Annotated in this window: 23 protein-coding genes; 5 read left to right on the forward strand and 18 right to left on the reverse strand. The window is 65.4% G+C overall.

Annotated features, from left to right (window positions below; translation table 11 throughout):
- Positions 1 to 22: 22 nt before the first annotated feature.
- The 10 genes from HNP52_RS14285 to HNP52_RS14330 form a co-directional block, all read right to left on the reverse strand.
- Entirely contained in the window at positions 23 to 1,024 is a 1,002-nt protein-coding gene (locus tag HNP52_RS14285; protein WP_260396156.1) for a glycosyltransferase, read from the reverse strand.
- Positions 1,025 to 1,026: 2 nt separating this feature from the next.
- Entirely contained in the window at positions 1,027 to 2,031 is a 1,005-nt protein-coding gene (locus tag HNP52_RS14290) for a glycosyltransferase family 10 domain-containing protein (protein WP_184168170.1), read from the reverse strand.
- Between the two features lies 1 nt (position 2,032).
- Positions 2,033 to 2,779 carry a hypothetical protein gene (locus HNP52_RS14295; RefSeq protein WP_184168172.1) on the reverse strand — a complete coding sequence of 249 codons (747 nt, stop codon included), beginning with the start codon at positions 2,777 to 2,779 and terminating at the stop codon, positions 2,033 to 2,035.
- Positions 2,779 to 3,951, reverse strand: coding sequence for a DegT/DnrJ/EryC1/StrS aminotransferase family protein (locus HNP52_RS14300; protein ID WP_184168174.1), 1,173 nt, complete (start codon positions 3,949 to 3,951; stop codon positions 2,779 to 2,781). The genes HNP52_RS14295 and HNP52_RS14300 overlap by 1 nt, the downstream gene beginning before the upstream one ends.
- Positions 3,948 to 4,889, reverse strand: a complete 942-nt coding sequence (locus HNP52_RS14305; protein ID WP_184168176.1) for a GDP-L-fucose synthase — start codon at positions 4,887 to 4,889, stop codon at positions 3,948 to 3,950. Before HNP52_RS14305 ends, HNP52_RS14300 begins: the two co-directional genes overlap by 4 nt.
- 4 nt (positions 4,890 to 4,893) lie before the next feature.
- Entirely contained in the window at positions 4,894 to 6,000 is a 1,107-nt protein-coding gene (gmd, locus tag HNP52_RS14310) for a GDP-mannose 4,6-dehydratase (protein ID WP_184168178.1), read from the reverse strand.
- 85 nt (positions 6,001 to 6,085) lie between these two features.
- Positions 6,086 to 7,294 carry a hypothetical protein gene (locus HNP52_RS14315; RefSeq protein WP_184168180.1) on the reverse strand — a complete coding sequence of 403 codons (1,209 nt, stop codon included), beginning with the start codon at positions 7,292 to 7,294 and terminating at the stop codon, positions 6,086 to 6,088.
- A 44-nt stretch (positions 7,295 to 7,338) separates the two neighbouring features.
- Positions 7,339 to 9,483, reverse strand: coding sequence for a polysaccharide biosynthesis tyrosine autokinase (locus tag HNP52_RS14320; protein WP_311768472.1), 2,145 nt, complete (start codon positions 9,481 to 9,483; stop codon positions 7,339 to 7,341).
- Between the two features lie 82 nt (positions 9,484 to 9,565).
- Entirely contained in the window at positions 9,566 to 10,294 is a 729-nt protein-coding gene (locus HNP52_RS14325) for a polysaccharide biosynthesis/export family protein (RefSeq protein ID WP_221416292.1), read from the reverse strand.
- Positions 10,295 to 10,296: 2 nt separating this feature from the next.
- The gene (locus tag HNP52_RS14330) at positions 10,297 to 11,697 is read right to left on the reverse strand and encodes an O-antigen ligase (protein WP_184168183.1); all 1,401 of its coding nucleotides are present in this window, start codon (positions 11,695 to 11,697) and stop codon (positions 10,297 to 10,299) included.
- 188 nt (positions 11,698 to 11,885) lie between these two features.
- On the opposite strand from HNP52_RS14330, the gene HNP52_RS14335 reads away from it, so the two are divergent.
- Positions 11,886 to 13,367: a glycosyl hydrolase family 28-related protein gene (locus tag HNP52_RS14335; protein ID WP_184168184.1), complete on the forward strand. Its 1,482-nt coding sequence runs from the start codon at positions 11,886 to 11,888 to the stop codon at positions 13,365 to 13,367.
- A 16-nt stretch (positions 13,368 to 13,383) separates the two neighbouring features.
- Here the strand turns inward: HNP52_RS14335 and rfbD are convergent, their stop codons facing one another.
- The 7 genes from rfbD to HNP52_RS14370 all read right to left on the reverse strand — a co-directional run bounded on the left by rfbD (position 13,384) and on the right by HNP52_RS14370 (position 18,561).
- The gene (gene rfbD, locus HNP52_RS14340) at positions 13,384 to 14,259 is read right to left on the reverse strand and encodes a dTDP-4-dehydrorhamnose reductase (protein WP_184168185.1); all 876 of its coding nucleotides are present in this window, start codon (positions 14,257 to 14,259) and stop codon (positions 13,384 to 13,386) included.
- On the reverse strand, positions 14,256 to 15,311 hold the full coding sequence (rfbB, locus tag HNP52_RS14345) for a dTDP-glucose 4,6-dehydratase (protein ID WP_184168186.1): 1,056 nt from the start codon (positions 15,309 to 15,311) through the stop codon (positions 14,256 to 14,258). Before rfbB ends, rfbD begins: the two co-directional genes overlap by 4 nt.
- Positions 15,308 to 15,883, reverse strand: coding sequence for a dTDP-4-dehydrorhamnose 3,5-epimerase (gene rfbC / locus HNP52_RS14350; protein ID WP_184168187.1), 576 nt, complete (start codon positions 15,881 to 15,883; stop codon positions 15,308 to 15,310). The genes rfbB and rfbC overlap by 4 nt, the downstream gene beginning before the upstream one ends.
- On the reverse strand, positions 15,880 to 16,758 hold the full coding sequence (rfbA, locus tag HNP52_RS14355; RefSeq protein ID WP_184168188.1) for a glucose-1-phosphate thymidylyltransferase RfbA: 879 nt from the start codon (positions 16,756 to 16,758) through the stop codon (positions 15,880 to 15,882). The genes rfbC and rfbA overlap by 4 nt, the downstream gene beginning before the upstream one ends.
- Positions 16,759 to 16,922: 164 nt before the next feature.
- Positions 16,923 to 17,546 (reverse strand): FKBP-type peptidyl-prolyl cis-trans isomerase, encoded by a 624-nt coding sequence (locus HNP52_RS14360; protein WP_184168189.1) that lies wholly within the window; start codon positions 17,544 to 17,546, stop codon positions 16,923 to 16,925.
- A gap of 94 nt (positions 17,547 to 17,640) precedes the next feature.
- The gene (rpsU, locus tag HNP52_RS14365; RefSeq protein ID WP_010545388.1) at positions 17,641 to 17,847 is read right to left on the reverse strand and encodes a 30S ribosomal protein S21; all 207 of its coding nucleotides are present in this window, start codon (positions 17,845 to 17,847) and stop codon (positions 17,641 to 17,643) included.
- 147 nt (positions 17,848 to 17,994) lie between these two features.
- Entirely contained in the window at positions 17,995 to 18,561 is a 567-nt protein-coding gene (locus HNP52_RS14370; RefSeq protein ID WP_184168190.1) for a DUF3617 family protein, read from the reverse strand.
- 89 nt (positions 18,562 to 18,650) lie between these two features.
- Here HNP52_RS14370 and HNP52_RS14375 point away from each other — a divergent pair, with 89 nt between their 5' ends.
- The 4 genes from HNP52_RS14375 (at position 18,651) to HNP52_RS14390 (ending at position 23,237) form a co-directional block, all read left to right on the forward strand.
- Positions 18,651 to 19,934 carry an MFS transporter gene (locus HNP52_RS14375; RefSeq protein ID WP_184168191.1) on the forward strand — a complete coding sequence of 428 codons (1,284 nt, stop codon included), beginning with the start codon at positions 18,651 to 18,653 and terminating at the stop codon, positions 19,932 to 19,934.
- A gap of 289 nt (positions 19,935 to 20,223) precedes the next feature.
- On the forward strand, positions 20,224 to 20,973 hold the full coding sequence (locus tag HNP52_RS14380; protein ID WP_184168193.1) for a response regulator: 750 nt from the start codon (positions 20,224 to 20,226) through the stop codon (positions 20,971 to 20,973).
- Positions 20,974 to 20,976: 3 nt separating this feature from the next.
- A complete protein-coding gene (locus HNP52_RS14385) occupies positions 20,977 to 22,239 on the forward strand; it encodes an ATP-binding protein (protein ID WP_269574569.1) in 1,263 nt (420 codons plus the stop codon).
- 86 nt (positions 22,240 to 22,325) lie between these two features.
- Positions 22,326 to 23,237, forward strand: coding sequence for an intradiol ring-cleavage dioxygenase (locus HNP52_RS14390; RefSeq protein ID WP_184168195.1), 912 nt, complete (start codon positions 22,326 to 22,328; stop codon positions 23,235 to 23,237).
- A gap of 79 nt (positions 23,238 to 23,316) precedes the next feature.
- On the opposite strand, the gene HNP52_RS14395 is transcribed toward HNP52_RS14390, so the two are convergent.
- Entirely contained in the window at positions 23,317 to 23,706 is a 390-nt protein-coding gene (locus HNP52_RS14395) for a response regulator (RefSeq protein WP_184168197.1), read from the reverse strand.
- Between the last annotated feature and the right edge of the window lie 7 nt (positions 23,707 to 23,713).

The following is a 23,713-nucleotide window of genomic DNA, read 5'->3' on the forward strand; positions in this document are numbered from 1 at the left end:
ATCCCAGGCAGCGCTGCCGCGGTCACGCCAACTTGCCGCCCGCCCGCTTCAGCCGGGCGAGAATCCATTGAACGCTCATCAGTGGAAGGAACAGCACGGCCACGCCGAGGTGCTTCGCGGTGAAGCCGCTCGAACTCGCGGTCACCGCTTGCACGAATTCGGGAACCCGCTTCACGCCCCGCCGCTCCACTCCACTAGTCCTGCGCCAATAATATCGCACGCCGCTGACCGCAAATCCGATCTGTCGCTCGATGGCCTGGCGGCCCGCCCGTCCGACGTCCGCCCGCATCGCCACCCCGCGCAGCTTCAGCACGATATGGATCATGTCGCGGACATGCTTCACCGGATTGCTCGCCGCCATGATCGAGCCGGGGCGCATCCGATAGAGATAGGCCGGCCGCTCGATCCTCAGCAGTTTCCCGGCGCAGAGCATCGCCTGGGGCGTGAACAGTGCATCCTCGTGATAGATGCCGGGTTCGAACCAGAGGTCATGCTCGGCCAGCAATCCCCGCCGGAAGACATAGAATTGCACGGGCATCGGCGGATTGCCGCTCATCAGGAAATCGGTGCCCGGGATCGCCTGCTCGCAATTCTCGCTGAACACGCCGCGCACCAGCGTGCCGCCGATCGTCTCGAAATTCAGGGCCAGCATGTCGACGCCGTCCGCTGCGCGATGGAGGATCTGGCCGGCCGCGCCGGGCAGCACCTCGTCATCGCTGTCGACGAACCAGATATAGTCACCCCGGGCGGCGCGTATGCCGGTATTCCGCGCTTCGCTGAGCCCCTTGTTCTCCTGGGTTATGATCGTGACGTTCGGCAGCGTCCCACAGATCGCCCGCGCGATGCGGATGCTGTCATCGGGGCTCCCGTCGTCGACCAGGATCAGCTCGCACCGATCGGCGAACTCCGGCTCACGGATGATGCTTTCCACGCATGCGGCGATGAACTCCTCGACGCGGTAGACCGGGACCACGAACGACAGCCCCGGCGTGCGCTGCGGTGCTGGGCTGTGTCCTTCCGGCATGGTCACCAGCCCCGTAGGCGATATGCGGCCCGCGTCGCGAGCGTCCGCATGCGTCGGTGCATCCTCGAGCCCAGTTCCCGCCAATTGAAATCGGCGAAGGCCTGGGGCGGCGCAAGCCGCACCGCGCGTGGCGGCGCATCCTGGACGCGGCCCAGCTCCGCCAGGATCAAGGCCGTGAGATCATGCTCCTCGATCAGGCGCCGGCGTGCCTCGATCAGCGCCGGCAGGCGCGTCTGGTAGATTTCCTCGGCATGGTCGAGCACGTTCGCCACCACGGCCTCCGCCGCGGCCGGATCGTCCAGATCGAGCCGGATCACCGCACCCGGGAAGAATTTCTCGATATCGGGGGCGCCGGCATAGATGGGCACCGCATAACCCAGGATCGGATCGGCGATCTTCTCCGTCCAGAGCCCCGGCACGCCGCTGTTCTCGAAGCAGAGGTGGAAGCGATAGGGCAGCAGCGCTTCGTCCTTGTACTCGACGAACCGGTGCGGGCGGCCGAAAAAGTCGATGCGCTCGCCGAAGCGCTGCCGGAACCGCTCGATCAGGTGCAACCGCTTGAAATGGTTGGGCAGGTAGGAAAGGTTCGACGTCACGACCGAGATGTCGCGCGTCTTCTCCGGTATCGGCAGCGCCCGGAGCGCCGCGTGGTCGTAGCGATAGCTCTGCTCGCTGCCGTTGTAGCCGAAATGCCAGTTGTTGAAGTGCTGGATGCGCACCGCATCGGGGTGGCGCCCCGGCTTGGCCGAATAGACGCGATCGAACTGCGCGAGGAAACCCGGCGGATAGATGCCGATCTCCGGAGGCTCGCCCGAAACGAAGACGAGCCCGCCTTCGCGCACCGTCAGCGCTGCCGGGATCGACATGCCTTCGAATACGATCGCGAGGTCCCAGTCGCCGCCGTCTCCATTCTCGACGAGCTCGACCTTCTCGGAAAATTGCGCGCCGATATGCTGGGTGTACAGCGGATAGGCATGCCGGGTGAGCAGGTTCACACGCGCGCGCATGTCAGGCCTTCTCCCTGGCCAAGGTACCGCGCAGCAATGCCTGGGTCTCGGCAAGCCTCGGGTCATCGAACCTGGCGTCGGTGTCGCCGAGCACCGAAGCCCAGAACAGCAAGGTGCTGTTGTTCCCGTCGATCGCGCCGAAGCGGCAGAAGGTCCGCAGCACGTCCTCGCTCTTCATGCCTGCCGTCGTCACGACATGGGCCTCGCGCTCGGCCAGCAGCGGCGCGAGTTCGGGCGACGAGAGCAGCGCTTCATCGTTGGTAAGCAGGGCGGCTCCTCTCGGGATCGCTGCCATGCGCGCCTGGACATGCGCGATGGCAGCGGTGCGATCGGCGAAAAAGTCGCCAAGGCGCAGATGCACGCCGAACGGATAGAGCTTTTCGCCCGGAATGGCGAGGTCCCGGCGCAGGTCGTCCAGGGCGTTCGCGACCGCCTGCGGCGAGAAGCGGGCATAGTCCCGGCTCGACTGGAAATAGCCGTCGAGCAGCGTGATGCCCGGAAGCGCGATCCATTCCTGCTGCGCGCCGAGCCGTGCGGCGATCTTGGGCAGCCGGGCCGCCGAGAGCGCGCGCACCCAGCCGGCGGGCGCCTCGCACGGGAGTTCGTCGCTCTGCGTGAAGCGGTGCGGGTAGTTCAGGTCGTGGATCTGGTACAGCCGCTCGCCCCGCTCCGCCGCGAACAGGCGGGCGAAGAGCAGCTGGAACAGTTGATTGCCCAGGCCACCATGGGTTCGAACGACAACCGGCATCAGATCTCGAGCGAGGCGAGCGCCTCAATGGCATCGGGTATCGGATAATGGTGGTTGCCCACGAACACGCCGTGCGCATCCACATGGTCCGCGGCGGCCAGCCGGCCGTGCACTTCGTGATCCATGTACTTCACCACCTCCTTGGCAGCGAAATTCCCGGCCACGATCGGGCGGCATTCGAATCCCTTCGCATGCAAAGCCCCCAGCAACCGGCTGCGCGTGAGATTCCGGCCCGGCCGCACGACGAGGCTGAAGCCGAACCAGCTGCTCTTGCCGATCTCCCGCTGTATCATCAGGTCCGGATGCTGCGACAGGGCGGCCTGCAGAAGTGCGCCATTCTCGCGCCGCGCGGCGATCAGCCCCGGCAGCTTCTCCACCTGGCAGATGCCCAGGGCACCAGACATCTCCAATGGGCGGAGATTGTAGCCCGGAAGGATGAAGCGGAAGGCTTCCTCGAAATAGTCATCCGACTTGTCGGAGCAGATATGGTTCACGCGCGGCAGGTTGCGCGTCCAGCCATGCGCGCGAAGCGAGAGGAGGATATGGTACAGCTCCTCGTCGTCCGTCGAGACCATGCCGCCTTCCATCGTCGAGATGTGATGGCTGAAGAAGCAGCTATAGGTCCCCATCAGGCCGAAGGTGCCGGCCTGCTTGCCGTCGACTTCGGCGCCGAGGGATTCACAATTGTCTTCGAGCAGGATCAGGCCATGCGCGTCACAGATCTTCTGGAGGCGCGCAAAATCGTTCGGATTGCCGAGCAGATTGACCGCGAGGATCGCGCGCGTCGACGGACCGATCGCTGCCTCAACCGCATCGAGGTCGAGATTCAGCGTCTCGAGATCGATGTCCACGAACTTCATCTTCAGGCCGTACTGGTGCAGCGGATAGTAGGTCGTGCTCCACGAAACCGCCGGAACGATCACCTCGTCGCCACGCTTGAGCCGGCGCTTCTCGTCCGACGTGTAGAACAGCGCCGCGATCATCAGGAGGTTGGCCGAGGAACCCGAATTGACCATCACGGAGTAGTTCGCCCCGAGATAGTCCGCAAAGGCGCGCTCGAACGCCTGCACCTTCGGACCCATGGTGAAGTGTCCGGAGGCGATCACGTCCTGCAACGCCTGGTATTCAGCTTCGTCCCAGGTGGAATTCGCCAGCGGGAAAACAAAGCTCATACTGCGCTCCTCAGAAAGAACTCATAAGTCAGACCCACTGCCTGCTTGAGGTCATGGCGGGGCTTCCACCCCATTGCGTCGAGACGCGACACGTCGACGACTTTCCGCGCCATCCCGACCGGACGGTCCAGGTCGTGGTGGAAGCCGCCGGCATATCCGAGGACATCCGCCACGGTCTGATAATATTCGTTGATGCTGTAGTCGAAGCCCAGGCCGATGTTCATCAGGTCGGGCATCGCATCGAAATTCTGCAGGCAGTGCACCACGGCATCCGCGAAGTCGGTCGCGAACAGGAATTCCCGCCGCGCCGTGCCGTCCCCCCAGATCTCCACCGATTCCGCGCCGGTCTGGATCGCGCCATGCACCTTCTGGATGATCGCCGGCAGCAGATGGGAGCTGGCCGGCTTGAAATTGTCATGCCTTCCGAAGAGGTTGCACGGGATGACCGACTTCAGCGACGTCGCCTCGCTGGCCGCGTCGAGATAGGCGGCAAGCTTGAGCACCGCGATCTTGGCCAGCGCATAGCCTTCGTTCGTCGGCTCCAGCGGACCGGTCAGAAGGTCCTCCTCGCGCAGCAGCGTCGTGCGGTCGCGCGGGTAGATGCAGGAGCTGGCGAGGTTCAGCACGACCGAGGCTCCCGCCTCCACCGCCGCCGTGATCACGTTGCGCCCGAGATCGAGATTCTCGATCAGGAAGCCGGCGGGATCGCGCATGTTCGCCTGGATGCCGCCCACCTTGCCGGCAGCATGGATCACCGTGGCCGGCCGATGCAGCTGCATATAGGCGCGCACCGCGGCTGCGTCGCGCAGGTCCAGCTCGGCGCGCCCCGGCATGAGCAACCGCGCACCGCTGAGGGCCGGATGCTCGCGCAGATTCTGCCCGACCATCCCCGTGCCACCGGTTACAAGGATGGGCTCCAGCAGTCCCGATGCGGCCATGCCTTCAATACCCGGAATGGGCGATGAGGGCAGCGCGGCGCGCCGCCTTGAGATCCGCCTCGACCATTTCCGCGCAGAGATCGCGGGTCGAAATCTCGGGCAACCAGCCGAGGTCATCCTTCGCCAGGGCCGGATCGCCGAGCAGGGTCTCGACTTCGGCCGGACGGAAATACTTCGGATCGACGCGCACGATCACGTCGCCCGGCTTCACCGCCGGCGCATTGTCGCCGCTGACCGCCTCGACGATGCCGCGCTCCTCGACGCCCTCGCCCTCGAAGCGCAGCGTGATCCCGAGGCCCTCGGCGCTCCAGGTCAGGAACTCGCGGACGCTGAACTGCACGCCGGTCGCGATCACATAGTCCTTGGGGGTTTCCTGCTGCAGCATGAGCCACTGCATCCGCACATAGTCGCGCGCATGCCCCCAGTCGCGCTTCGCATCGAGATTGCCGAGATACAGGCAATTCTCGAGCCCCTGCGCGATGTTGCACAGGCCGCGGGTGATCTTGCGGGTGACGAAGGTCTCGCCGCGGCGCGGGCTCTCGTGATTGAACAGGATACCGTTGCAGGCATACATCCCATAGGCCTCACGATAATTCACCGTGATCCAATAGGCGTAGAGCTTCGCCACCGCATAGGGGCTGCGCGGATAGAAGGGCGTCTTCTCGGTCTGCGGCACCGTCTGCACCAGGCCGTAAAGCTCGCTGCTCGATGCCTGGTAGAAGCGCGTGCGCTCCTGGAGCCCGAGCAGGCGGATCGCCTCGAGCACGCGCAGGGCGCCCACGCCGGTGACGTCAGCGGTATATTCGGGCAGCTCGAACGAAACCGCGACATGGCTCTGCGCGCCGAGATTATAGACCTCGTCCGGCTGGATCTGCTGCATCAGCCGAATGAGGTTCGTGGAGTCCGCCAGATCGCCATAGTGGAGATGCAGGTTCACATCCTGGGCGTGCGGGTCCTGGAAGATATGGTCGATGCGCCCGGTGTTGAACGAGCTGGACCGGCGCTTGATGCCGTGGACGACATAGCCCTTCTGCAGCAGAAACTCGGCAAGATAGGACCCGTCCTGCCCCGTGATTCCGGTGATCAGCGCAACCTTTTGACCAGAACTCATAGATCTTACCGAGCCCGAAGGCTCTCTCCGCTAGAAACGTTTGGGAAACCGCCGTCCGAAAAAGCCGCGGGAAATCAGGAGCAGCCTAACGAGGAGCGACGCGCGTCAGATCGATCTTCACTACGTCGAAAGTCACCCCTTGCCGGTCTTCGCCCCCGCTCACATCAAGCTCCAGAAACTGGTGCGGGCACCCTTCGTCGATCAGGATCGAATCGTCAATCTCCTCGGATCGCGCTCCGTCGACCGGACGGCCCTGCCAAACGATCCGGCTGCCTTCGCCGATTCCGCAGCGTAAAATCCAATTGGCCCGAGCCCGCGCGGGCAAGGCGATGTTGTCGTACTTGGCCTGGAAGCGATACCGCCCCGGCGCGAGGAACAGCAGCTTGCTCGCCGCCGTGCCGCCATGGCCGGGATTGGCATAGGCACTGAATCCGGTCTGGCCATTGGCGGCACTGGAGAATTCCGCTCCGGCATCGGGGTCGCTGACCAAACGCCATCCCAGCGCGCCGAACTTCCTGCTTGCGTCGCGCTCGCCGATCGCGGCGCTGCGCAAAACGGTGAGATCGGCATAGGGCAACGAGCGATAGAAGCGCTCAAGCTCGTCGAAAGCCGCGGCACCGGCCAATTTGTCGACCAGCTGGATCTCGATGATGCGGTAGACGGAATCGCGCGGAAGCGGCCCATCCTCGAGGATCATCGCCGACAGCACGCGGGGATCCTGGTCCGGCGCCGCGACGCGCGTGATCAGGAACGGCACGAGCCACGGAGCACCAGCCTTCACATAAGGCTTCATCGCCTTGCGGATTTCCGGATCCGACAAGGCATTGCCAAGCGCAGGCAGCAGCAGGTCGCGCGCACCCTCGCTGGAACGCAGCGCGAGATCATATTGCACGAGGACCTGGGGCAGCTGGTTATGCGCGGCGTGATATTCGATCAGCCAGAGCTGGGCGAGGCGCGTACGCTGGCCCACGCGCTGTGCGAGATTGATCAGGCGAGCGGCGCCGGCCTGGTCCCCGCGGAGATCCTTGGCGACACCCAGCGCGGCGATCGCGCTGGGATTGAGCGCCTGCGCCCGGATCGAGCGGAGCGCCAGGTCGCTCACCCGCCCCGCCGAGGCGGGATCCGGCGTCGTCAGTACGCGCTGCGCCATGCCGGCGAGCGCGCCGCTGTCATTCGGCGCGAAACGCAATGCCGCGGCCGGATCGTTCCCGCGATAGACGGAGCCCATCGCGGCGGCGAAGCTCGCATAGCCGATTCCGGCTGCCAGGATCCCAAGTGCAATGCCCCGGCCCACTCTGGCCCTGTCGGAAAAGGCATCACGAAGGGATCCCCGACGGCTCATCGCGCGTCGCCGCCCTCTTCGTTTCCGTAGCCATAGCCATAGCCGTATCCATAGCCATAGCCCGCCTGGCGGCGCTTGAGCTTGGTCAGCACCACGCCGAAGATGTGCGCGTGGACATCCTGGAGACGGCTGAGCGACGACTTCACGCCGCGCACCGCCACGCCCTCGGCCTCGACCACGAACACGCTGCCCTCAACCGAGCGCGACAGCAGCGGCGCGTCGGCCAGACCGAGGATCGGCGGGGAGTCGACGACGACATGGTCGAACTCTTCGAGCAGCTGGCGGACCAGAAGGCCCATGCGGTCGCTGCTCAGCAGCTCGGCGGCGCTCGGCGGGATCGGGCCCGACGACATGATCGACACGCCACGCAGCGGCGTCTCGACGATGAACGAACGCCAATCATTCTCGCCGGCCAGGAAGTTGCTCAAACCGCGCTCGTTCTTGACCCCGAACAGGCCGTGGACGGACGGACGGCGCATGTCGGCATCGACGAGGATGACCTTCTTCGAGGTGCGCCCCAGCACGGTAGCGAGCGCGAACGCAGTCGTGCTCTTGCCTTCCGCAGGCCGGGTACTGGTGACCATGAGCGATCGCGGCACACCGTGATCGGTCGAGAAGGACAGGTTGGAGCGAATACTGAGATAGGCTTCGGAAAGCTCGGACTTCGCATCGGCCAGCGCCTTCGACGCGTCCTCTCCCTCCACGTCGGGCACGCTGCCCAGCAAGGGAACCTGCAGGACCCGGTTGACCTGGCTCGGCTCGCGCAATCCCTCGTCGATCTGATCGAGTGCGATCGTCGCAATGCCCGCAAAGGCAAGGCCGCCCAGCATCGCCAAAGCGAGATTGAGGAACAGGCGGGGCGAGGAAGGCTTCGCCGGCACCTTCGCGGTATCGACGATCGCGATGTTGCTCGGGGTCACCCCGGCGACGCCGATCTCCTTGTAGCGCTGCAGCAGCGCATCATAGAGCTGGCGATTGGTGTCGGCCTCGCGCTGGTAGATATTGTACTGGATGCTGTCGCGCTGCTCGACATCGAGCCGCTTCTTCAGCACCGAGACCTGTTCGCGCAATTCCGCCTCGCGGCGCGTTGCCTCGCGGAACGCATTGCTGTCGAGGCCGGTTACGCGACGCTCCTCACGGGCAATGCTCGCATCCAGAACCCCGAGCTGCTCGTGCAGCGCCCGCGCCGCCGGATATTGCGGCTCGAACTGCACCAGCATGCGGGCATATTCCGACGCGACTTCCGCGCGGCGCTGCCGCAGCTGCGACAGGGCGGAGTTGGCGAGCGCAAGCGGATTGCTGTCCGCGGAGCCGCCGCTCTTCATCCGGCTCTCCGCCGCGATGCGATCGGCAATCGCCTTGCTCAGGGCATCGTTCAGCGCTTCGAGATCGACCGCCGTCAGCGTCCGCTCGGCCTGGGTCTTGCCATCGGCGCCCTGCGTCCGGTGGAGCGTCACGATGTCACGCTCCGACGCATAGGAAACGAGGTCCCGCTCGGACTTTTCGAGCTTGCCGCGAAGATCGTTCAGCTGGCGCTCGAGGAAGGAACGCGCGTCGGCAGTCGACGAGAAGCGACGGTCGGCGCTGGCTTCGATGAACTGCTGCGTCCAGGCATTGGCGATTTCCGCGGAAAGCGCAGGCGACCCGCTGGTGTAGCTGACGTCGACAAGCGCGGAGCCGCGAACCGGCGCGATGCCGATATGCGCGAGCACCAGGTTGGTCGCGGCCTTCTCGCGCTCATCGGCGATCGACGACGCCGCGCCGGCAGGCTTGCCGGCGGCAAAGGCGGCGGGATCGATCCCGTGCGCGGCAAAGAACGCATCGTTGCTCGCCAGCCGCAGCCTGCGCACGACGCGCTCGCCCAGCGTGCGCGCCTCGAGCAGCGCATACTGGGTCTGGTAGAATTCCAGGTCGCGGCCCGCATCGGCCGGCTCAAGACCCTCGACCTTCGTGATATTCTTCTGATCGCGGCTGATCTCCACGCGCGCACGCGCGGTGTATTGCGGCGTCATCATCATCGTGGCGACAAAGCCGAGGACAACCGAAACGACCAAGATCGACGCGATCACCCACTTCCAGCGGTTGATGATCTGCCAATACTGAAGCAGCAGCGGCGGCGCGAGCGAGGATACCCGCTTCACCTCACCCTGGCCCCCAGCAACCTGCGCGTGCCCTTCAGTATCTGTCTGCGACATGTGGGAAAATATCCGAGTGTCAGTTTGATTAGTTTTGAAGGGCCACGACCAGCGGAGTCGTCACCAGCGGAATGATCGAGATGAAGTCGCGGAAGAGGCGGCGCGCGTAGGATTCCCCGACGACCACGACGTCGTTTGCGTAGACCTCAGGGTCCGCATAGGCGCCCTGACGAATGGCCTTCAGGTTATACAGCGCGGCATATTTCTGCCCCTGCACCGTCCGGAACACGACAACATAGTCGAGCTTCGCATATTCGGTGGCGCCCTTGGCAGTCGCGACCGCGCGCATCAGCGTCATGCGGCCCACCACGGGATACAGGCCCGGCTCGCGAACCTGGCCGTCCACGGTGACGACCTGGCTCACAGTCTCTTTGAGATTCACCGTGACCTGCGGATCCCGGATATGCGCGACGCGAAGGCGATCGCGGAGAATGTCCTGGATTTCGGCCGGCGTGCGGCCGGCAGCCTCCACCACCCCCGCCAGCGGGAACGAAATTCGCCCGCTCGCATCGGTCTGGACTTCCTTCTTGCTCAGTTCCTCGACGCCGAAGACGTCGATCTCCAGCTTGTCGAACGGGCCGACAAGATAGGGACGGTCTTCGCCGACGATATCCACGCGCGAAGGCGGCGGCAGCTCATTGCCGACCACCACCTGCGTACCGGCATCACCACCAAGCGCACGACTACCGGCACAGGCCGAGAGCGCGGAAACGGCGACCAGCAGCGCGACCCCGCGAAAAGCACCAAAACTCAGCAAGATTATTTCCCTCCTACCTCATCGTCGATGAGGCCCTTGCCGTCCTTTACAGCGCGTCTCTCGCCGGAAACCCACAAAACCGCAACAACGAAAAGGCAAGAAATCGACGGGACACGAAGCGGATAGTCCCCGAGACTCGCAAGCGCAACAAAAACCACGAGAAATGCGCCCAGGCGGCCAAATAGATCACCCTCGGCGCGCACCGGAGCACGGAAGCGGCTCCATATCCTGCGCCCCAGCAAAACCACCGCCAGCAAGAGCAGAATTACGCCCGGCACGCCTGCAGTCAGCCAGATCTCCAGGAAATCATTATGCGCGTGGTTGGTGTAGGTCAGCGACAGCAGGTTTCTAGGTTCATCGACCTGATATACCTCGACGAACGAGCCGACGCCGGACCCGAACGGGAAGTATTTCCATGCCATTTCGGCAATGGGCCCCCACATCTGGAAACGGCGATCATTGCCCTGCCCCGCCGCCAGCAGGCGGCTCAGCGCCTCGGCCTTCGAGCTCAGCGCCGCGATCGCGACCATCGCCGATACGACGGCGGCCGCGGCCCAATAGCGCCAGTCGCGCCACAGCGCCTTGGAACGCCCGCCGCGGCGCGTGCTGGGCAGCCGATATATCATGGCGATGCTCAGCAGCCCGCAGATCCCGATCAGCAGGCCCGCGCGCGATCCGGTGATCAGCAACAGCGGCACGAGGACCAACCCGGCTCCAGCGGCCAGCAGCGAACGCCCGATGCTCCGCTCTCCCTTGTCCCCGCGCAGCATCGCGTAGGTGGCAAGCATCGGAAACAGCAGCGCAAGCAGCAACGCCTGGTGATTGCGATTGGCGAACATGCCGACCGCGGCGCCGTCATTGGTGACGCGGTAGAGATACAGCGACCCGTGCGGGGGGCCGAGTATCTGGAGGATACCCAGCACGCCGCTCAGCAGGCCCAGCGCCACGAACAGCGGCAGCAGCGCGTGCAACTCGCGCTGCCGAAGCTGCACGCCCATCAGGAATATCGCGAAGGGCACCAGCAGGCTGTACAGGGCGTTCCAGCTATCGTCCGGCGCCAGGCTCAGCGGCCGCCACACGCCCTGCAGGCCGGCAGCTGCATCGACCTGAACCGCGAGCTGCCGCCCCGGCAGGTTCTGCCAGAGCGCGGGCGGCAACGGGATGAGGTGCAGGATGCAAAGCCCGGCAACTGCCGCGGCGATGCCAAACGCGAACCGATTGGCCCGAACTTCTTCCATGCGCAGGGAGAACAGGGCGAAGCAACACATCAGCGCCGCAGCAGGCCGCAGGATCAACAGGGATTCAACATCGTCCCGCGAGCCGCCGCCGATGAAGAAAACAAGCACCAGAAATGCCGCTATCACCCAGAACTTCGCCCGGAACTGACGAATATATTGCATCATCGCGCATTTTCTTTCTGACGCCGGCATCGCCTGCCGAGAAGGATGGCGGCACGGCGTTAGATGCGGCCATTACGAGCGTCAACCGCACCCCGGCGCCGCCCCGCCCCGACCCGACCCCGGACGGGGAAGACGTCGGCGCGGAATCGTGGCAGGGCCACGCACGAACGCCACAAGGAAAGCCTGCCTGAATGCCGATCGATGCTCCTCACGCCTCGCGGCGCATGCTGCTGGCCGCGCTCGCAGGCTCAGCCGCGCATCCCGTGGCAGCCCGGGCGCTCGCCAGGAATGGCGGGCCGGACGTGATCGGTGCACCGCAGGACGCATCGCAACCCCGGCCGATCCAGAACTTCGTCTCGGTGCTTGATTTCGGCGCCACCGGCAACGGCACCTCGGACGATACCAGCGCCTTCCAGAAGGCCATCGACTTCGTTTCCGAGCACGGCTTTGCCCTGCACGCTCCCGCCGGACGCTACCGGCTGACCAAGACCCTAGAAATCAAGGAAAACATCACGATTTCAGGCGACGGATCGGACAACACGCTGCTGCACCTGGACAGTGACGGCCCGATCCCGGCGATCCGCATATCCTGCCGCGACAATTCCAGCATCATCGGATTGCGGATCCAGGGCCTGAAACTGATCTGCGGCACCCCCGGCTCCGCCAGCGACGGCATCGAGATCATTACGACGAAGGTCAATTCGAGCGTCAATCAATCCGTCTTCGAAGATCTGTTCATCATCAACCCGCGCATCGGCATCCGCATTGGCGGCGTGGTCTACCGATCGATCTGGCAGAACATCACCATCTCCGGCCGCGTATCCAGATATGGCATATATTGCGAGGACGCGTTCATCGACGTCACCTACAATACATTCTGGAATATCGAGGTCACCGGCGTAACCGACAAGGCATATGCCTATTACATCCATTCGAACTTCTCGAATTTCATCAACCTGACCTGCGATGGCTGCTGTTATTTCTCCTCACCCGGAGGATCCATCATCAACCTCGCGGTCGAGACGATGACCGCCGACCATCCGCCGAGCGACAGCGTCGTGACCCTGAATCAGGTCCAGACGGCAAGCAACTTCAACCTGCTCAGCATCCGCCCCACCCAATGCCTGTATGCAGTCAAGGTGATTGGTCGCGCCGTCACGATCGCGGGGCTGCGCTTCGGCGGCGCCCAGCCCTCCCGCCCGATCTTCTTCGATCACGGGTCCTCGGGCGTCGTGAACGGCATCTACATGGATCCGCCATTCGAGAAGCTGGACAGCTATACGCCCGCCGCGGTGCTCAACAACTGGGCGCTGCTCGGCTGCGATGGGGTATCTTCCCGAACGCTCACCTACGCCGAAGACGATTGGACACCCAAGTTCATCGGCTGGGCCAAGCCCCCGAAGCTTCGTTCGGCAACCTATGAGCGGATCGGTCGCCGCGTGTTCGTCACGCTCGAAGCCGAGGGCGGGGTGAGCTCGGCCACTGCGCGCATCGAGGGCATGCCATTCGCCTGCGCCACCGGGGCGGCGGCCACGGTGAGCCTGAATGCCGATGGCGCGCCGCTCGCCGCGCGCGCCAGCCTTGCGCCGGGAAGCAACCGCATCGGCGGCATGGGTCAGCACGATCTCTCGCAGAAGGTCTGGCAGATGTCGGCCTCCTATCGCAGCGCCTAGCCCGAGGGCAGGACACTCAGGCCAGCAGGCGCCTCACCACCGGAGCGAGCGAGGCTCGCCATTCCGGCGCGACATAGCCGAACAGCTGGGCAAAGCGCCGACTGTCGAGCCGGGAATTGGAGGGCCGCCGTGCCGGCGTTGGATAGTCGGTGGCGGGGATGCCGCGCACCTCGGCGTCCTTGCCACCATGCGCGATGCTCATCGCCAGGATCTCGCGCGCGAACTCCGCCCAGTTGGTCTCGCCACCGCCGGCAAGATGATAGATCGCATCGGCGCCGTGCTGCGGGTCCACCGCCCAGCGGTCCGCGATGCGGAACAGCGCATCGGCAATGTCGAAGGCCGAGGTGGGGCATCCCCACTGGTCGTTCACGATCGTGAGCTCGTCGCGCTGCGCGGCGAGCGCCAGGATGGTCTTCACGAAGTTCCGGCCGAACGGACTATAGACCCAGGCGGTGCGCAGGATCGCGTAGCGGGCGCCCGATGCGGCAACGGCCTGCTCACCAGCCAGCTTGGTCTCGCCATAGACATTGATCGGCGAAACCGGATCGGTTTCCAGATAGGGGCGGTCGAGCGTGCCGTCGAAGACATAGTCCGTCGACAGGTGCACGATCCCGGCGCCGATTTCCGCGGCAGCCCGGGCCAGCACGCCGGGCGCGGTTCCGTTCACCGCCATGGCAAGCGCCGGCTCGGACTCGGCCTTGTCCACCGCGGTATAGGCGGCAACATTGAAGATCAGATCCGGCCGCTCGGCTTCGATCACCCGGTGTATCGTGTCGAAATCGGCGAGATCGAGCTCAGGCCGCTGCACGAAGATGACGTCGTGCTGCGCCGGTGCCCGTTCGGCCAGGCTCCTCGCGACCTGCCCGTCCCTGCCGGTAACCAGGATCCTCATGCGCCTCCCAGCCGCTCGCCGGCATAGGTTCCCGACCGGATCGGCTCCCACCACCAGCGATTTTCGAGATACCAGTCGATCGTACGATCGAGACCCGTCTCGAAACTCTCCTCCGGCGTCCAGCCCAGCTCCCGGGCGATCTTCGAAGCGTCGATCGCATATCGCCGGTCATGGCCCGGGCGATCGGTCACGAAGCGGATGAGCCCCCGGCGCGCGCCGCCTTCGGCCAGCGGGACGCGACGATCCAGCGCGTCGCAGATCGCCTCGACCACCGAGAGGTTGGTCCGTTCCTGATTGCCGCCGATATTGTAGCTCTCGCCGACACGCCCCTGGGTGAGCACAAGCTCGAGCGCCCGCGCATGATCCTCGACGAACAGCCAGTCGCGCACATTCTCGCCCTTGCCGTAGACGGGCAATGGCTTGCCCTCGAGCGCGTTGAGAATGGTCAGCGGGATCAGCTTCTCGGGGAAGTGATAGGGCCCGTAATTGTTCGAGCAGTTGGACAGCACCACCGGCAGCCCATAGGTCTCATGCCAGGCGCGGACGAAATGGTCCGAAGCCGCCTTGGAGGCCGAATAGGGCGAGGAAGGCGCGTAGGACGTCTCCTCGGTGAAGATGCCGCTGTCGAACGGCAGGTCTCCGAACACCTCGTCGGTGGAAACATGGTGGAAGCGGAATGCCGCCCTGGCGTCGCCTTCCAGCCCGCGCCAATATTCCAGCGCGGCGGAAAGCAGCCGGAACGTCCCGACGACATTGGTCTCCACGAACGCCCCGGGGCCATCGATCGAGCGATCGACATGGCTCTCCGCCGCAAGATGCATGATCCCGTCGACCTGCTCCTCGCGCAACAGGCTGAGCAGCAGGGGAATGTCGGCGATATCGCCCTGGACGAAGCGATGGTTCGCGGCGTTCTCGATCGCCTTCAGCGACGCCGGATTGCCCGCATAGGTGAGCTTGTCGAGGTTGATGACGCGAAGGCCCTTGCGGACCAGGTGGCGCACCACCGCCGAACCGATGAAGCCTGCGCCCCCCGTGACGAGAATGGTCTTCATGCGCGCGCTCCCTCATAGACGAATGGAGAGTCAAAGGCACTCAGCGGCAATGCCACGCGGTCCTTGTCCGACAGCGTCGGCGCCACGCCGAGATCGGGCCAGTCGATGCCGAGCGCCGGATCGTTCCAGAGAATGGCCCCCTCATTCTCGCGCGAGTAAGGCGCGCTCACCTTGTACATCACTTCGGCATCCTCGGTGAGCGTCATGAAGCAATGCGCGAAGCCGATGGGAACCAGCAACTGGTTCCACTTCTCCGCCGAAAGCTCGCAGCCGACCCATTTGCCGTAGGTCGGCGAGCCCTTCCGGATATCGACGGCGACGTCGTAGATGCGCCCGCGCAGCACCCGGACAAGCTTGTCCTGGGCAACCGGCGGCAGCTGGAAGTGCAGGCCCCGCACCGTCCCCAGGTCGGTCGAGAGGCTGTGATTGTCCTGGACCCAGCTGATGTCGATCCCCTCGGCCTCGAACGCCGAGCGCTTGTAGACTTCCGAGAAGAAGCCGCGATGATCGCCGTGTTTCGGGGGAAGGATCTCGATGACGTCGGGAATGGCCAGCCGATTGAAAACCGTCATATCGTACTCGCCACCCGTCGCTTGAGATAATCGGCATAGCCGGTCTTGCCGAGCATCGCGGCCCGCGCGAGCACCTGCTCCCCGCTCACCCAGCCCAGTTCGAGCGCGATCTCCTCGGGGCATGCGATCTTGATGCCGGTGCGATGCTCGATCGTGCGCACGAACGCGCTGGCTTCCTGCAGGCTGTCGTGCGTGCCGGTATCGAGCCAGGCATAGCCGCGGCCCAGCCGGGTGATGTGAAGGTCGCCGCGCTCCATATAGGTGCGGTTGACGTCCGTGATCTCCAGCTCGCCGCGCGCCGACGGGCGCAGCGACCGCGCGATCTCCACCACGTCCTGGTCGTAGAAATAGAGGCCGGTCACCGCCCAGTTCGACTTGGGAGCGGCGGGCTTCTCCTCGATGCTGGTCGCCCGCCCGTCCGGATCGAACGCGACCACGCCGTAGCGCTCGGGATCATCGACATGATAGGCGAAGACGTTCGCACCGCCACGCGCCGCCTCTTCCGCCGCGACCCGGCATTTCTCGCCCATCTTGTCGCCATGATAGATGTTGTCGCCCAGGATGAGCGCGCTCGGCTTGCCGTCGATGAAATCGGCACCGATCACAAATGCCTCGGCCAGGCCATTGGGCTCGGGCTGCACGGCATAATGGAGATTGATCCCGAACGCCGAGCCGTCCCCGAGCAGCGTCTCGAACAGCGGAAGGTCACGCGGCGTGGAGATGATCAGGATATCGCGAATGCCGGCAAGCATAAGCACCGACAAGGGATAGTAGATCATCGGCTTGTCGAACACGGGCAGGAGCTGCTTCGAAATCGCAAGCGTCGCCGGGTAGAGCCGGGTGCCGCTGCCGCCGGCCAGAATAATACCCTTCATTGGCGCGTCATCCCCTAAGGCCCACGCCCGGCGCCTAATCAAGCACCGCATGGCACGCAACCGTTTTGGACCGCGGCCGAACGCTCCGTGCGAGAAATGGGGCGGAAAGCAAAAACGCCGGCGGAGCGATCCACCGGCGTTTTGCTGTTCACTGTGCCCGGAGCTTACTGCCCCTCGGGACCACCCGGCTGCGGGCCGGCGGGGCCGCCCGGGCCGCCGGGAGCGCCGCCGCCCTGGCCCTGCTGCTGCTGCATCATCTGCTGCATCATCATCTGCTGCAGGACCGCGGCGGGAACGATTTCCTTCACCTCGAGGTCGAACTGCAGGAGCTTGCCGAACAGCGGGTGCTGCGGGCCGGCCTTCTCATAGGCGATGTTCGCCGGGATCCAGATGCGCAGCTTCGAGCCCTTGCTCATCATCTTGAGCGCTTCGTCGAAGCCAGGGATCGCGCCGCCAACCTGGAGGCGGATGTCGCCGGCCGGCTGGAAGACGGTGCCGTCACGCATCGTGCCGACGGTCCACACCGAGACGCCGTCGCCTTCCTGCGCCTTGGCGCCGGAGCCTTCCTTGAGCACCTGATACTGCAGGCCCGAAGCCGTGGTCTGCACGCCGGTCTGGCCCTTGTTCCACGCAAGGAACTGCGCGTCGCTGCCCTTGGCGGCGACAGGCGCGCGGGTGCCGGTCCAGGCCAGCGCCACCGCAACGGCGATCGCCAGCACCACACCGGCCCAGAGCCAGGTCTTGTAGCTGCGCTTGACGGGCTGGAGCGGAACGGCGGTCACGGACATGCGATAGGCTCCAGGCGCGGGTATTCAGGCTACCCGTTAGTCAAGAAAGTCACGACGGCCACGCGCGAGGTCCGCGCATGGCCGATTCGCGAAATCAACGGGCGCTGTCGCGCTCCATGCGCTTGCGCTCGAGCTTGCGGGCGCGGCGAACCGCGGCAGCACGCTCGCGAGCACGCTTCTCGCTGGGCTTCTCGTAGTGGCGACGGAGCTTCATCTCGCGATACACGCCCTCACGCTGCAGCTTCTTCTTGAGTGCGCGCAGTGCCTGGTCGACGTTGTTGTCGCGAACGATGATCTGCATAAACCCGTCAGTGCTCCGGTCTAATCAATAGAAAAGGGTTCGCCGGAACACGAGAGTTGCGGCGTAAGGGCGGCCACCTAACAGCGTGAATCCAATTTTACAAGGGCGAACCGGCCCCGCCTCCCCTGTGATGCGGCGAGCCGCACCTCAGGCAGCCGGCTTGCCGGTGCAAAGCCCCAGCCGCTTGCCATAGACCCGCATGCGAATCGCCGCATAGTCGGGTTGGCCTCTGGCGCCGCTCTTCTGGTCGACGGTCACGTCATAGGCGTCCTTGCCCATCGTGCCGGCATAGAGGAGCGTGGTCTTCGCGCCGCTCGCCTGGGTGCACTGAATCTCGACGTCGAGCTTCCCGCCCTTCTGGATGAAGCGCGGGAAGGTGCAGGTGCCGGCGACCTTCTCCAGATTCTCGATGTCGAGCGGCTTGAGGTCGCTCGCCGTCTGGCACTTCACCGCATGGCGCTCCTGCTTGCGCACCGCGGCGAGCTGGTCGGCCTTGTCCGGCCCGTCGGTGAAGTCGGCCGAGATCACCTGCATCCCCGAGTCCCAGGTGCCCGGCTGCATCAGCATCTTCGAATGGGCCGCCTTGGACAGTGCGGCGACTTCCTTCATCGAGCCATTGCGCACTTCGAACTCGCCCGTGGCGGCCGCCTGGCGCTCCGCGGCGGACTGGCAACCGGCAAGTGCAAAGGCGCCGACGAGCAGGATGGCACGCATCTTCAGGAAATCCCTCTCCAAATTCGTGGCGCCACTCAGCCGATATCGCAGCCAAAGACAAGCGCGATTCCTGGCGCCATAGTGGCGCGATGACAGCAGCCGACGCCGCCACCCCGCCCCGCCACCGCCTGCGCTCGATCCTGGGCGGATCGGCCGGCAATCTGGTCGAATGGTATGACTGGTATGCCTATGCGGTGCTCGCCAGCTATCTGGCGCCGCACTATTTCCCCAAGGGCGCAAGCCAGGACATCAGCGCCTGGATCGTCTTCGCAATCGGCTTCTTCATGCGCCCGATCGGCGGCTGGCTGATGGGCATCTATGGCGACCGGCGCGGGCGCAAGGCGGGACTGACCCTGTCGGTCACGCTGATGTGCGCCGGCTCGATCATCATCGCGGTAACGCCCAGCTATGGCGAGATCGGCGTGACGGCCACCGTCGCGCTCGTCACCGCGCGACTGCTCCAGGGCCTCAGCCTCGGCGGCGAATATGGCGCCAGTGCCACCTATCTCTCTGAAATGGCGGGCAGGAAGCATCGCGGCTTCTTTTCGAGCTTCCAGTACGTCACGCTGATCTCGGGCCAGCTCGTCGCACTGCTCGTGCTGCTGGTGCTCCAGGCGGTGATGAGCGAGGCGGACCTGAAAGCCTGGGGCTGGCGCATCCCGTTCGCCGTGGGCGGCGTGCTGGCGCTCGGCGTATTCTGGCTCCGGCGCCGGCTGGCCGAGACCGAGAGCTTCGCCAAGCGCGAAACGACCAAGAAATCGAGCGCGCTGGCACTGGTCCGCGAGCATCCGCGCGAGGCGGCCGTGGTGATGCTGCTCACCGCCGGCGGTACCCTCGCCTTCTACGCCTATACGATCTACCCGATCGCCTTCCTCAAGAAGACCGCCGGCTTCTCCGATTCAGCGGCGACCCAGGTGAATGCGGCCGCCCTGTTCGTGTTCATGGCGATCCAGCCGCTCGCCGGCGCCTTGTCCGATCGGATCGGGCGCAAGCCGCTGATGATCGCATTCGGCGTGCTCGGCACCCTGCTCAGCTATCCGATCTTCGTCGCGATGGAAGGCGCACGCGACGCGCTCACCGCCTTCCTGCTGATGACCGGGGCGCTGGTGATCGTCACCGGCTACACTTCGATCAACGCCGTGGTGAAAGCCGAGCTCTTCCCCGCTCATATCCGCACCCTGGGCGTCGCTCTGCCCTATGCATTGGCCAATGCCCTGTTCGGCGGCACCGCGCCCACCGTGGCGCTGTGGTTCAAGCAGGAAGGCTGGGAGCGCGGTTTCTACTGGTACGTCACCGCGATGATCGCGATCTCGCTAGTCACCTATCTGTGCATGCGGGACACTGCGAAACACTCGCAGATCCTCGAGGATTGATAGGCTATTGCTAATCATTAGCACATCTCCAACCCATTTCCCTCGCTTCCATCCCGACTTCCCCTTCCCTCGTCATCCCCGCGCAGGCGGGGATCCAGAGTCACAAAGGGTATCGCTCTGCCACCCTGGATCCCCGCCTACGCGGGGATGACGGAATGGAGGTGGGATGACGGAATGGAGGGAAGTGCAGAAATCCCATTACGGCTTTCCCCTTCCCGCTCCGTCATTATGTTTCCGTGCGTTGCAGCCGTGCAATACCGGCGTTAGGCTCGGCACTTAAACCGATGGGATGCCACAAGCAGCTTTAGCCCCCGCCTTGGACATCGAGACCCGCCTGCTGATCGTCGACGACGATCCCGGAATCCGCGAGCTTACCGCGGCCTTCCTGTCGCAGCATGGCTATGTCGTCGACACCGCATCGGGCGCCATCGAGATGCGCACCCTCACCGCGCGCAACGATTACGACCTGATCGTGCTCGACGTGATGATGCCGGGCGAGGACGGCCTTTCGATCCTCCGCTCGATGGACCGCGAAACCGGCCCCGCGGTGATCCTCCACTCGGTGATCGGCGAGGATATCGACCGGATCGTCGGGCTGGAGATGGGCGCGGACGATTATGTGCCCAAGCCCGCCAATCCACGCGAGCTGCTGGCCCGCATCCGCTCGGTGCTGCGTCGCAGCCAGGGCGACCGCAGCACCGCGCCGGCCGCGATCACCACCCGCGCCTTCATGCGCTTCGCCGGCTGGCGGCTCGATCCCGTCGCGCGCCAGCTTTGGGATCCGGACGATGTCATCATCAACCTGAGCGACGGCGAGTTCCGCCTGCTGCTCGCGCTGGTCGAGCGCCCGCGCCGGGTGCTGACCCGCGACATGCTGCTCGATCTCTCGCGCGGCCCCAATGCCGAGCATTTCGATCGCGCGATCGACGTGCAGATGAGCCGCCTGCGCAAGAAGCTGGCCCGGCCGGGCTCCGAGGACCTGATCCGCACGATCCGCAACGAAGGCTATATGTTCGTCACCGAAGTGACGACCAAGTAACCCGTGACCCGCCGCTCGATCACCGTTCCGATCGTATTGCTCGTCATCGCCGCGGCGTTGATCGCGACGACGACGCAATTCACGATCATGTTCAACGGCCCGCCGCCCGGGCCGGGCCCGCTGCCGCTTGCCCGCGTCGCCGAGGCGCTGCGCACCGGCACGGTTGCCCCCACTGCCCAGGCGCGGATGGCGATCACACGCACCAGCGAGGACAAGTTCGGCCGCGAGGACGAGCGCCCCTCCCCGGCGCGTGACGCGGCGATCGCCCGGCTGATCGGCGTGCCGGCCGAGCGTGTTCACGGCCTCTACCAGTTCCCCGCGCGCGACCCCGAGCAGGACATGCACGGCAGCTTCACCGTCGCGCTGGAGGACGGCAATGGCTGGATCGTCGCCTCGAGCCTGTTCCGTCCCGCCTTCACCCGCTGGCACCTCGCCAGGCTGCTGGGCATGCTCGGTGTGCTGCTGGTGTTGTCGCTGCTCGCCTGGGGCGTGGCGCGGCGCATTTCGCGCCCGATCCGCGATCTGGCCGGCGCCGCGACGCGCGTGCGGCTCGGCGCCCGCCAGCCGATCCCGCACAACGGCCCGCGCGAGGTCCATGAGCTCGCCCGCGCGCTCGATTCGATGCAGGAGCGCATCCTGGTCGAGGCGGAGAACCGCAGCGCGATGCTCGGCGCGATCGCGCATGACCTGGGCACTCCCCTCTCCCGCATCGCCTTCTGGGTCGAGCAGCTTCCCGACGATGCACGGCTGCGCGCCGAGGCGGACATCGAGGAGATGCGCGCGATGCTCAAGGCCGCACTCAGCTTCACCCGCGACGGCCGCGACGGCGCCCCGCACGAGAAGCTCGATCTGGGCAGCCTGGTCGAGAGCCTGGTCGATGACCTCGCCACCGCCGGCAAGCCGGTGAGCGTGGAGCCTGGCCCACGCGCGGTGGTGCGGGGCGATCCCGCGGCGCTGCGTCGCCTGTTCGCCAATCTGATCGAGAATGCGGTGCGCTATGGCGAGCGCGCGCGCCTCGGCTGGAGCCTGGCCGAGGGCAAGGTCGATGTTGTGATCGAGGATGACGGGCGCGGCTTCGATCTCAGCCGGGCGGAGGCGCTGTTCGCGCCTTTCGTGCGCGGCGAGAGTTCGCGCAACCGCGAGACCGGCGGCACCGGCCTCGGTCTCGCCATCGTCCGCACGATCGCCGAGGCGCATGGCGGCGAAGTCACGCTGGAGAATCGTGCCGCCGGTGGCGGACGCGTGCGGGTGCGCCTGCCCGCCTGACTGCAACATGCTGCAACAATCGGCGACGCGGGGAAATCCCCGCGTGTGTCCGGCATGTGACTGAAGCCTCTGACCAAGGAGGCAGAATGGAACATCATGACGAGCACGACCTGGGCCTCGCCCACGACCTGAAAGCAATGACGCAGCTCGCCAGCCGCCGCCGGGCGCTGGGCTGGTTCGCCGGTGCCAGCGGCGCGGCGATGCTCGCGGCATGCGACGGCGGATCGAGCGGCACCACCAGCAGCACGAGCAGCTCGGGCACCACCACCACCGCAACGCCCACCCCCACGGCATCGGCCACCGCCACGCCGACGCCGACCGCGACCTCCACCAGCAGCACCTGCGTCGTCGACCCCACCGAGACCAACGGTCCCTATCCGGCCGACGGCACCAACACCTCGAGCGGCGCGACATCGAACGTGCTCACCGCCAGCAACGTGGTGCGCAGCGACATCCGCACCTCGTTCGTCGGCAGCTCGACGACGACGGCGGCGGGCGTGCAGGTCACACTCACCCTCACCCTGGTCAATGTGAACGCCGCCTGCGCCCCGCTGGCCGGCTATGCCATCTATATCTGGCACTGCGACCGCGACGGGAAATACTCGCTCTACGACCTCCCGGCCGAGAGCTACCTCCGCGGCGTCGGCGTGACCGACAGCAACGGCCAGGTGACCTTCACCACCATCTTCCCCGGCTGCTATTCGGGCCGCTGGCCGCACATCCATTTCGAGGTGTTCTCGAGCCTGGCCAACGCCACCGGCGGGCGCTACGCCACGCTGATCTCGCAGCTCGCCATGCCGAGCGCGGCGTGCAGCACGGTCTACAACAACGCCACCGGCTACACGACGAGCATCCGCAACTTCGCGAGCGTCAGCATCAACAGCGACAATGTGTTCGGCGACAACACCAGCGCGCAGATCGCCCAGCAGACCCCGGTGATGAGCGGCAGCGTCGCGGCGGGCTATAGCGCCACCGCCGTGATCGGCATCGCACGCTGAACTCGGCCAGGCATCCCCGGTCACCCTGAACCTGCTTCAGGGTGACAAGGGGGCCTTCGACAGCCCCCTCCAGGCCTCTTTAAAGTATCATCCCGCCGCCGCCGCGGATCGCGAGCACGCGGCCGATCGAATCGAACAGCGCGTCCATCGCCACCGGCTTGAACAGCACGTCGTCGGCGCCCACCGCGAGGCACCGCTCGCGCAGGTCCACCGCGGTATCGGCCGTGACCACGATGATCGGCAGCTCGCCCTTCTCGTCGCCGCGCGCGCGGATGCGCTCGATCGTCTCGAACCCGTCCATCCCCGGCATGCGCAGGTCGACCAGGATCACGTCGAAGCTCTCGGCATCGAGCATCGCCAGGCCTTCCTCGGCCCAGCTGGCCTCGGCCATGGTGGCCCCCGCAACGTCGAGCATGTCCTTCACGACCCGACGGTTCATCGGATCGTCCTCAATGAAGAGGATGTTCATGCCCGCC

Source organism: Sphingomonas kyeonggiensis, assembly GCF_014204495.1.
Taxonomy (GTDB): Bacteria; Pseudomonadota; Alphaproteobacteria; order Sphingomonadales; family Sphingomonadaceae; genus Sphingomonas; species Sphingomonas kyeonggiensis_A.

What these genes read in the sequence shown, in the direction of transcription:
- HNP52_RS14335 (WP_184168184.1), top strand. Translation starts at nt 11,886, where the DNA reads ATGCCGATCGATGCTCCTCACGCCTCGCGGCGCATGCTGCTGGCCGCG.
- HNP52_RS14390 (WP_184168195.1), top strand. Translation starts at nt 22,326, where the DNA reads ATGGAACATCATGACGAGCACGACCTGGGCCTCGCCCACGACCTGAAA.
- HNP52_RS14305 (WP_184168176.1), bottom strand. Translation starts at nt 4,889, where the DNA reads ATGGCCGCATCGGGACTGCTGGAGCCCATCCTTGTAACCGGTGGCACG.
- rfbB (WP_184168186.1), bottom strand. Translation starts at nt 15,311, where the DNA reads ATGAAGACCATTCTCGTCACGGGGGGCGCAGGCTTCATCGGTTCGGCG.
- HNP52_RS14295 (WP_184168172.1), bottom strand. Translation starts at nt 2,779, where the DNA reads ATGCCGGTTGTCGTTCGAACCCATGGTGGCCTGGGCAATCAACTGTTC.
- HNP52_RS14380 (WP_184168193.1), top strand. Translation starts at nt 20,224, where the DNA reads ATGCCACAAGCAGCTTTAGCCCCCGCCTTGGACATCGAGACCCGCCTG.
- rfbC (WP_184168187.1), bottom strand. Translation starts at nt 15,883, where the DNA reads ATGACGGTTTTCAATCGGCTGGCCATTCCCGACGTCATCGAGATCCTT.
- HNP52_RS14300 (WP_184168174.1), bottom strand. Translation starts at nt 3,951, where the DNA reads ATGAGCTTTGTTTTCCCGCTGGCGAATTCCACCTGGGACGAAGCTGAA.
- HNP52_RS14360 (WP_184168189.1), bottom strand. Translation starts at nt 17,546, where the DNA reads ATGTCCGTGACCGCCGTTCCGCTCCAGCCCGTCAAGCGCAGCTACAAG.
- HNP52_RS14395 (WP_184168197.1), bottom strand. Translation starts at nt 23,706, where the DNA reads ATGAACATCCTCTTCATTGAGGACGATCCGATGAACCGTCGGGTCGTG.
- rpsU (WP_010545388.1), bottom strand. Translation starts at nt 17,847, where the DNA reads ATGCAGATCATCGTTCGCGACAACAACGTCGACCAGGCACTGCGCGCA.
- HNP52_RS14330 (WP_184168183.1), bottom strand. Translation starts at nt 11,697, where the DNA reads ATGATGCAATATATTCGTCAGTTCCGGGCGAAGTTCTGGGTGATAGCG.
- HNP52_RS14285 (WP_260396156.1), bottom strand. Translation starts at nt 1,024, where the DNA reads ATGCCGGAAGGACACAGCCCAGCACCGCAGCGCACGCCGGGGCTGTCG.
- HNP52_RS14290 (WP_184168170.1), bottom strand. Translation starts at nt 2,031, where the DNA reads ATGCGCGCGCGTGTGAACCTGCTCACCCGGCATGCCTATCCGCTGTAC.
- gmd (WP_184168178.1), bottom strand. Translation starts at nt 6,000, where the DNA reads ATGAGTTCTGGTCAAAAGGTTGCGCTGATCACCGGAATCACGGGGCAG.
- rfbD (WP_184168185.1), bottom strand. Translation starts at nt 14,259, where the DNA reads ATGAGGATCCTGGTTACCGGCAGGGACGGGCAGGTCGCGAGGAGCCTG.
- HNP52_RS14370 (WP_184168190.1), bottom strand. Translation starts at nt 18,561, where the DNA reads ATGCGTGCCATCCTGCTCGTCGGCGCCTTTGCACTTGCCGGTTGCCAG.
- rfbA (WP_184168188.1), bottom strand. Translation starts at nt 16,758, where the DNA reads ATGAAGGGTATTATTCTGGCCGGCGGCAGCGGCACCCGGCTCTACCCG.
- HNP52_RS14375 (WP_184168191.1), top strand. Translation starts at nt 18,651, where the DNA reads ATGACAGCAGCCGACGCCGCCACCCCGCCCCGCCACCGCCTGCGCTCG.